Here is an 8,366-nt window from a genome sequence, read left to right on the forward strand (position 1 = left end):
AAGGCCGGCCGCCTGAGCCGCTACCCTGCTACGGGCTGCTCGTTGTGGGCGGGGGCTGCGGCCACCGGCGCGGGCCAGAGGCGCTGCAGCAGTTCGGCCAGCAGCATCACCGCGAAGCAGCCGAGAATGTTGTACCAGAGGTAGGCAATGTCGGTGAGCCAGAAGGCCAGTACGGTAGCCAACTGCGTGGCGGCGGCGGCCCAGAACACGGCCCGCCCCCGCACGTGCTTCTGGAAGAAGGCCACGGCGAAAATGCCGAGAATGGTGCCGTAAAACAGGGAGCCCAGGATGTTGACGGCCTGAATCAGGTTTTCCATGCGGGCCGCAAACAGCGCGAAGCCGATGCCCAGCGTGCCCCAGGCTACCGTGGCCCAGCGCGACACGCGCACTAAGTGCTCCTCGGTGCAGGCCACGCGGCGCGTAAAGGGCCGGTAAAGGTCGATGAGGGTGGTGGAGCCGAGCGAGTTCAGGCCGCCGGCCGCCGAGCTCATGGCCGCGCTCAGCACCACGGCGATGAGCAGGCCCACCAGCCCGCGCGGCAGGTAGCGCAGCACGAAGGAGATGAACACGTAGTCGGTATCCTTGGCGTCGGCGGCGGGGGCGGCCTGCTGCACCAGCTTCAGCCACTCGGTGCGGATGCCGGCCGTGGCAGCCTGGGTGGTTTGCAGGCGCTGCCGGGCCGCGGCCTGCCGGGCCGCGTCGCCGGTCTGGCGGGCCCGCACGAGGTCGGTGGCGGCCTGCTGCTGGGCCAGCTGAATGCCTGCCTGCTGCTGCTCCAGCTGCCGGGCTTCGTCGCCCACGGCGGCACTGCGCATCACCTGGTCGTAGACCGGGCGGTTGAAGGTGAGCGGGGCGGGCTGGAAGAGGTAGAACACGAACAGCAGCACGCCGATCAGCAAAATGCCCAGCTGCATGGGCACTTTCACCAGGCCATTCATGAGCAGTCCGAGGCGGCTCTGGGTCACGCTCTGGCCGGAGAGGTAGCGCTGCACCTGACTTTGGTCGGTGCCGAAGTACGAAAGGGCCAGGAACAGGCCGCCGGTCATGCCGGTCCAGAAGTTGTAGCGGTCGGTCCAGCTGAAATGGAAATCCACCAGGTTCAGGCGGCCCAGGTTGCCGGCCACGTGCAGGGCGTCGGTAAAGCCGACTTCCGCGGGCAGGTAATGCACCAGCAGGTAACCGGCAATGGCCATGCCTGAGAAGATGACGGCCACCTGCCCCTGCTGGGTGACGGTGACGGCCCGGGTGCCCCCACTTACGGTGTAGCCGATGATGGCCGCCCCGAGCAGGCACACGGTCACGGTGGTGTTCCAGCCCAGGATGGCCGACAGCACCAACGCCGGCGCGTAGAGCGAGAGGCCATTGCTGAGCCCGCGCTGCAGCAGAAACAGCCCGGCCGCCAGCGTGCGGGTGCGCCGGTCAAAGCGGCTCTGCAGGTACTCGTAGGCCGTGTACACGCGCAGCCGGTGGTAAATGGGCACCACCACCACCGCAATCAGCACCATGGCTACGGGCAGGCCGAAGTAAAATTGGATAAAGCGCATTCCGTCGGCGTAGGCCTGGCCGGGCGTGCTCAGGAAAGTGATGGCCGAGGCCTGGGTGGCAATGATGCTCAGGCCCACGCCCCACCAACGCGTCTGCCGCCCGCCGAGCAGGTAGCCGTCGAGGGAACTGCCGGCCTTGCGGGTGCGCCAGGTGCCGTAGCCGATGATAAAGGCCAGCGTGCCCGTGAGCACCGCCCAGTCGAGGGCGCTCATGCGGCGAAGTAGTGCGTGAGGGCTGCCATCAGGGCCACTTCCACGGCTAGCGCGGCCAGAACCAGCGCGTACCACGCCCGCCAGGAGGCCAGCAGCGGCGGCTTGGAATCAGAGTGCTCAGCAAGGACGTCGGGGTGCGGCATGAGAGAGGAATAGAGCCGTAAGAACGGAAAATGCGGCGCGGCGCTGCACGCGGCGGCCATATCCGCCTGCGCGGCGCCCGCCCGCTAGTTGGCCTTGTCCTTGCCCAGCTCGATCATGTTGGTGATGAGGCGGTAGGCGCCGGGCACGCCGGCGGGCAGCTCACGGAAGAACGAGAGGCCAGTGTAGATGTAGTTTCCCTTGCCGTACTCGGTCACGAGGATAGCCGATTCCTTGGGCTTTTCGCCGGGGTCCTGGCTGCGGATAACGGTCTGGTACTTCGCGTCCCAGGAGCTGGGGTAATAGAGGCCCTGCTCCTGCTGCCAGCCCTCGAAATCCTTGCTCGAAATCTTGTTGGGCACCGTCATCAGCCGGTGCTGGGGGTTGGTGATGGTCACGGGTGCGTCTTCCACCGTCACGCGGTCATTGGAGAGTTGCAGCGGGTACGGGCCGATGTCGGGCAGCACGGTGCCGCGGTTCACGGTGTACTGCACCACCAGGTTGCCGCCCTTCTCCACGTATTCGAGCAGCTCTTTCTGCAGGTACTTCAACCGGTCGACGGTGTTGTAGGCGCGCACGCCGAGCACCACCGCGTCGTAGCGCTTGAGCTTGTCGGCGTTCAGGTCCTCGGGCTTGAGCAGGGTTACGTTGTAGCCGATCTGGCGCAGGGCGTCGGGCACTTCGTCGCCGGCGCCCATCAGGTAGCCGATCTGCTCCTTGCGGCGCTTCAGATCCAGCTTCACCAGCGGGGCCACCGCCTCAGGAAAGAGCGTCTGCGTGGGGATGTGCGGGTAGCTGATCTGCTGGATGCCACGGGAGTAGGTTTGGCCATCGAGCGTGGCCACGGCGCGCAGCTGACCGCTGCTTTCCTGTTGCCCCTGGGGCTGCACCTGGAAGCTCACGGTGCGCTCCTCGTCCTTGTTTTTGATGTCAAACGGAATGCTGGCGGGCTCCACTTTCCAGCCGGCGGGCACCTGCAGGGTCACGGTGCCCTTGGCATCGGCGCGGCCGGCCTTCAGCGTCACGGGCACGGTCTTGGGCTGGTTGTCGGCGAAGACGTAGGCCCGGCCCTGCACGTTCACGGCCACGGGCGGCACCACGGCCAGCGGGCGGTATACCTCGCCGTACACCGGGTCGGTGCGCTTGTACTGCACCGGCACGCTGTAGCGCAGCTCGTGCGGGCCGTATTGGAGCACCACCACGCCCGTCAGCACCGGCTCGTTTTCCGGGTTGTTGAGCAAGCCCCAGTTGGTGCCTTTGAGCCGCGTCTCGTTGCGCCCGATGGTGAAGGGGCCCATGTTGCTGGCGGTAGTCGTGGCCCCGCCGCCCCACTGGTCATCGGCGCTTCCCGCGGCCGCCACCGGCGCCGGTTGCGGTTTCGGCAACGCATACATGCCCACGCTGCCCGGCACGCGCAGCCAGTACGGCTGCGACGTGGCGGTATCGGGCAGGAACATGCTTTCGTCAAGAGCCAGCGCATAGCCGCCCACTTCCGAGGCCTTGAACGTCTTGGTCACCGCTACATTGGGCTGCAGCAGCGTTTTGGGCGCTTTCTCGTCCGGCATGTCGTCCAGGAAGCCAAACTGCTTCAGCGCCAGTGGCGTGCCGGAGCGCTGCAGAATCTGCGCGGTTATCGTCGGGATGCTTTTGCTGTTGATGGTCGGGTCGGCGGCCGTAAACTCCATGGACAGCCCCAGGCAGGCCGCCACCAGCTGTTCCACCTCCTCGGCTTTCTCGTGCGCCCAGAAATCTTCGTCGGTGTAGGCGGCGACGCTTTCATTGACGGGCGCACTGGGCTGGGCCATACGCCGCAGCAGGTCCCGCACTTTCAGCAGCGCCGGCACCGAAGCCGCCGGGTTGCTCGCGTCGTATTTCCTGATGACTTCGTCGATCAGCTTGCCAGCCTGACCGCCCTTCACGCGGTTCCAGCTCAGGTCGATGCCTTCGAGCGGGTCTTTCGTGGCCTTCTCCCCCTTCGTGAGCTGCAGGTACTCCAGCGCCTCGCCGCGCTGGGCAGCCGCGCCGAAGCCCTGCGAGCGGTGCTGGGAGCGGCTGCGGGCGGCAATTTCGCCGTAGCTCTGCCCGAGCAGCGCGTTGTAGCCGCCGGCGTCGAGCTTGAGGTAGCCGTCCATGCTCTCCCCTTGCTTCACGAAGAAGGAACCGGTGTTCCAGAACAGGCGCTTGGGGCTCCAGGGCTGCACGTATTTCAGCTGCTCGGGGAAGCGTTTCGGGTCGCCGGCGGCGTCGAAGGCTTCGGCGGCGAGGATGGCCGAGGCGGTGTGGTGGCCGTGGCCGGCACGGGCGTCGGGCGGGAAGCGGGTGATGAGCACGTCGGGGCGGCGCTGGCGAATCACCCAGACCATGTCGGCCAGCACCTGCTCCTTGTCCCAGATCTTGAAGGTCTCTTCAGGGGTTTTGCTGAAGCCAAAGTCGTTGGCGCGGCTGAAGAACTGCCGGCCGCCGTCGATGCGGCGGGCCGCCAGCAGCTCCTGGGTGCGGATGACGCCCAGCTGCTCGCGCAGCTCGGGGCCGATGAGGTTCTGGCCGCCGTCGCCGCGGGTGCAGCTGAAGTAGCCGGTTTCCACCAGGCGGCCGTTGGCCATGTACGCTATCAGGCGGGTGTTTTCGTCGTCGGGGTGGGCGGCGATGTAGAGCACCGAGCCCAGCACGTTGAGCTTCTTGAGGCCCAGCAGGATTTCCGAAGACGAGTAGGTCTTGGGGGCCTGGGCCTTTGCGTCAATGAACAATGAGCAATGGGCAATGAGCAATGCCGGCAGGGCGGCGCGGAGGAAGCGACGGAGCATTCGGATTGGGCTGGACGTGCGGGGCGTAAAGGTAGACTGCGGAAGGGCTAAGATGTTTTGGTTCGGTCAGTCTCCTACAGCCAGCTATTGACACCGCGCCCACTGCTTCTGTTGCCCTGATTTGCTCCCGGGGTTTTCGATTTGCCTTTCAGTGCTCTTGTCACGCACTAAGAACTACGGAAGGCAACAAGAGGCACCAGGCAATGCCTAGCAGACCAACCCAGAGCTGCGGCGGTAAGCGGCTGGTAATCCATGCGGCGGGAACGAGAAATGCGGCAATATCGGTTGAAGCCGGTAGACACAAAAACCAGGGCCGGCCGCAACGCCCGGCGCCCGGCCGGCGTCAGTGGTTTATCTTCCGGCCCGCAATTTGCCGAGGCCCGGCTTCTTTTCCCCGACTTTTCCTTTGCCCATGCGCACTCCTTTTCGTCCCTGGCTGGCCGTTCTCGGCGTGGCATTGCTGCCCGCCGCCGCTTTTGCTCAAAGCCCGGCGGCTTCCGCCGCGGCCCCTGCCCCGCCCCAGTGGACGCACCTCGACCCCAAGACCAACAACGTCATGGGCATCAGCACCGAGCGCACCTACACGGAGCTGCTGAAAGGCCGCACGGCCGCACCGGTGGTGGTGGCCGTGATTGACTCGGGCGTCGACACCACGCACGCCGACCTGAAGCGCGTGCTCTGGCACAACCCCAAGGAAATTCCCGGCAACGGCCAGGACGACGACCAGAACGGCTACGTCGACGACGTGTTCGGCTGGAACTTCATCGGCGGCAAGGACGGCCGCAACGTGGACACCGATACCTACGAAGAAACCCGCCTGGTGGCGCGCCTCAAGCCGCTGTACGAGGGCAAAAGCCGCGCGGCGCTGCCCAAGGCCAAGCAGGCCGAGTACGACCTGTACCAGCGCGTGAAAAAGGACTACGAGCGGAAGCTCAAGGAAGACACCGCGCAGTACAACGAACTGGGGCCGCTGAGCGAAAACCTGGACCAGAGCGTTGCCGTGCTCAAGCAGGTTCTCGGCGTGGCGCGCCTCGATACCGCCGTGCTGCGCCGCCCGCCCGTCACCGAGCCAACGGTAGTCAAGATGACCAGCCAGTGGTACCAGGCCCTGGTAGCTTCCGGCTCGCCCGATATGGAAACGGTGGTAAAGCAGATGCAGGACGCGGCCAAGGACGCCAAGAAGCGCGTGGACTACTCGCTCAACCTCGACTTTAACCCGCGCGCCGACATCGTGCAGGACGACGAGAACAAGGTGGAGCAGCGCGGCTACGGCAATCCGGACGTGCACGGCCCCGACCCGATGCACGGCACGCACGTTTCGGGCATCATCGCCGCCGACCGCCGCAACAACCTCGGTGTGCTCGGCGTGGCCGACGCGCCGGTGCGCATCATGGCCATCCGGGCGGTGCCCAACGGCGACGAGCACGACAAGGACGTGGCCAACGCCATCCGCTACGCCGTGGACAACGGCGCGACGGTGATTAACATGAGCTTCGGCAAGTACTACTCGCCCCAGCGCAAGGCCGTGGAGGACGCCATTCGCTACGCCGGCTCGAAGGGCGTGCTGCTGGTGCACGCGGCCGGCAACGAGTCGAACAACATCGACGTCATCGACCACTTCCCGGCGGCCGTGGCCGAGGGCGCCAAAACCACCTACGCCAACGTGCTGACGGTGGGCGCCTCCAGCAGCAAAAACGACGAAAAGCTGGCCGCCGACTTTTCCAACTACGGCAAGCGCGTGGACGTTTTCGCCCCCGGCGTGAACATCTACAACACCCTGCCGGGCAGCAAGTACGGCAACGAGAGCGGCACCAGCATGGCCGCTCCCACCGTGGCCGGCGTGGCCGCCGTGCTCAAGTCGTACTTCCCCCAGCTGACGGCCCCCGACCTGAAGCGCATCATCATGCAGTCGGCCGAGCCGGTGCGCACCAAGGTACTCAAGCCCGGCGACGCGAAAAAGACCGTGGACTTCACCACCCTCTCTTCCACCGGCGGGGTGATAAACCTGTACCGCGCCGTGCAGCTGGCGCAACAAGCCGCGCCCGCAAAGGCCAGCACCGGCGCTGGGGCCGCCGCGGGCAACTAAGCCCGCCTCCCGCAAACGCATACGGCCACGGGCCGCGACGCCTGTCGCGGTCCGTGGTTGCTTTTAGCGGGTACCCGGGCGCCGGTTTATTCTGTGCGGCGACTCGCTCAGGCGCCGTATTTGTACGTACTTCCGCTTACATCAACCCTTCATCCGCATGCTGATTCAGCAACTTATCATCCGTAACCTTCTGCGTCACAAATACCCGAACGGCGTTCCACCCGGTCATTCAGGCGGCGCCATCTGGAAATTTGCGCTGCGGATGTTGCGGCGGCAGCTGGTCAGCGCGGCGCTGATCATTGCCGGGGTTTTTTCGGCGGCACTGGGCCTGAAGGGCTTCCTGCTGCCCAACGAGTTCATCGACGGCGGCGTGACGGGCATGTCGCTGCTCACGGCCCACGTGACGGGCTGGCCCCTGCCGGTGCTCATCATCGTCATCAACGCCCCGTTTATCGTGTTGGCCTATTTTCAGCTCGACCGCGTGGTGGCCGTGCGGGCCATGCTGGCCATTCTGGCTCTGGCCGTGGTGCTGGCGTTGGTTGAGTTCCCGGTGCTGACCCACGACAAGCTGCTGATTTCCGTGTTCGGCGGCTTTTTCCTCGGGGCGGGTATCGGCCTGACCATCCGCGGCGGCGGCGTGCTCGACGGCACCGAAATCCTCTCCGTTTTCGCCAGCCGCAAAAGCCCGATGAGCGTCGGCGACGTGATTCTGGTCATCAACATCATCATCTTCCTAGTGGCGGCCTGGGTGCTGACGGTGGAAACGGCCCTGTACTCCATTCTGGCCTACCTCTCCGCTTCCAAAACGGTGGATTTCATGATCGACGGCCTGGAGGAATACACCGGCGTGACCATCATTTCCAAGCGCAGCGAGGCCATCCGCCTGATGATTACCGAGAAGCTCGGCCACGGCGTGACCATCTACGCGGGCCGCACCGGCTACGGCGGCCACGGCCACCAGCAGGAGGGCCTCGACATCGTTTTCACCGCCGTCACCCGCCTAGAGCTTACCCGCCTGCGCACCGAGGTCGAGTCCATCGACCACCAGGCTTTCATCCTGATGCACAGCATCAAGGACACCCGCGGCGGGCTCATCAAGAAGCGGCCGCTGCACTAAGCGCGCGTTGGGCTTTCGTAAAATGCCCATAGAACTCCATGCTGAGCGTGCCTACGCCTTCCTTCGGTTCGACAAGCTCCGCATGACCAAAACCTTAAATCCCCAACGCACTTTTAAAGTTAAGCATGAGAAATAAAGAAATGGATTTTAGCAAACCATCATGGCCTGGTATAATAGCGGTTATCTTCGGATTGATATTTGTTATTTATAACAGCTATCCAAATCTATTATTTGCAATTGACTATAAAACTTCTATTGCGAAGGTTTTAGACAAGCGAGGCGAACAATTAGTATTTGAGTACACCAATGCTTATGACAATAAAGATTATCAATTGATCAGAGAGTTGCCAAATACACGCTTGGATGCATTACCGAAACCGGGAGGCAATATCAAGGTTAAGAGCGTGTTGGGGTTTTGCTATGGCTCTCCGGTTTAATGCCTAATTAACTTTTTGGTGAAG

6 protein-coding genes are annotated in these 8,366 nt (G+C 64.1%); 3 read left to right on the forward strand and 3 right to left on the reverse strand.

The features are described from left to right. Positions 1-20 precede the first annotated feature (20 nt). The 3 genes from ACYVKQ_RS09015 to ACYVKQ_RS09025 all read right to left on the reverse strand — a co-directional run bounded on the left by ACYVKQ_RS09015 (position 21) and on the right by ACYVKQ_RS09025 (position 4,702). Positions 21-1,757 (reverse strand): sodium:solute symporter family protein, encoded by a 1,737-nt coding sequence (locus ACYVKQ_RS09015; protein ID WP_460577813.1) that lies wholly within the window; start codon positions 1,755-1,757, stop codon positions 21-23. Beyond that, complete coding sequence (locus tag ACYVKQ_RS09020) at positions 1,754-1,900, reverse strand: hypothetical protein (RefSeq protein ID WP_460577815.1); 147 nt, start codon at positions 1,898-1,900, stop codon at positions 1,754-1,756. The genes ACYVKQ_RS09015 and ACYVKQ_RS09020 overlap by 4 nt, the downstream gene beginning before the upstream one ends. 84 nt (positions 1,901-1,984) lie before the next feature. Continuing rightward, entirely contained in the window at positions 1,985-4,702 is a 2,718-nt protein-coding gene (locus tag ACYVKQ_RS09025) for a PIG-L deacetylase family protein (RefSeq protein WP_460577817.1), read from the reverse strand. 412 nt (positions 4,703-5,114) lie between these two features. Between ACYVKQ_RS09025 and ACYVKQ_RS09030 the strand changes: the two genes are divergently transcribed. The 3 genes from ACYVKQ_RS09030 to ACYVKQ_RS09040 all read left to right on the forward strand — a co-directional run bounded on the left by ACYVKQ_RS09030 (position 5,115) and on the right by ACYVKQ_RS09040 (position 8,342). Further along, a complete protein-coding gene (locus tag ACYVKQ_RS09030; protein WP_460577819.1) occupies positions 5,115-6,788 on the forward strand; it encodes a S8/S53 family peptidase in 1,674 nt (557 codons plus the stop codon). Positions 6,789-6,945: 157 nt separating this feature from the next. After that, positions 6,946-7,905, forward strand: coding sequence for a YitT family protein (locus ACYVKQ_RS09035; protein WP_460577821.1), 960 nt, complete (start codon positions 6,946-6,948; stop codon positions 7,903-7,905). Between the two features lie 125 nt (positions 7,906-8,030). Beyond that, complete coding sequence (locus ACYVKQ_RS09040; protein ID WP_460577823.1) at positions 8,031-8,342, forward strand: hypothetical protein; 312 nt, start codon at positions 8,031-8,033, stop codon at positions 8,340-8,342. Positions 8,343-8,366 lie beyond the last annotated feature (24 nt).

It is taken from the genome of Hymenobacter coalescens (genome assembly GCF_054783195.1).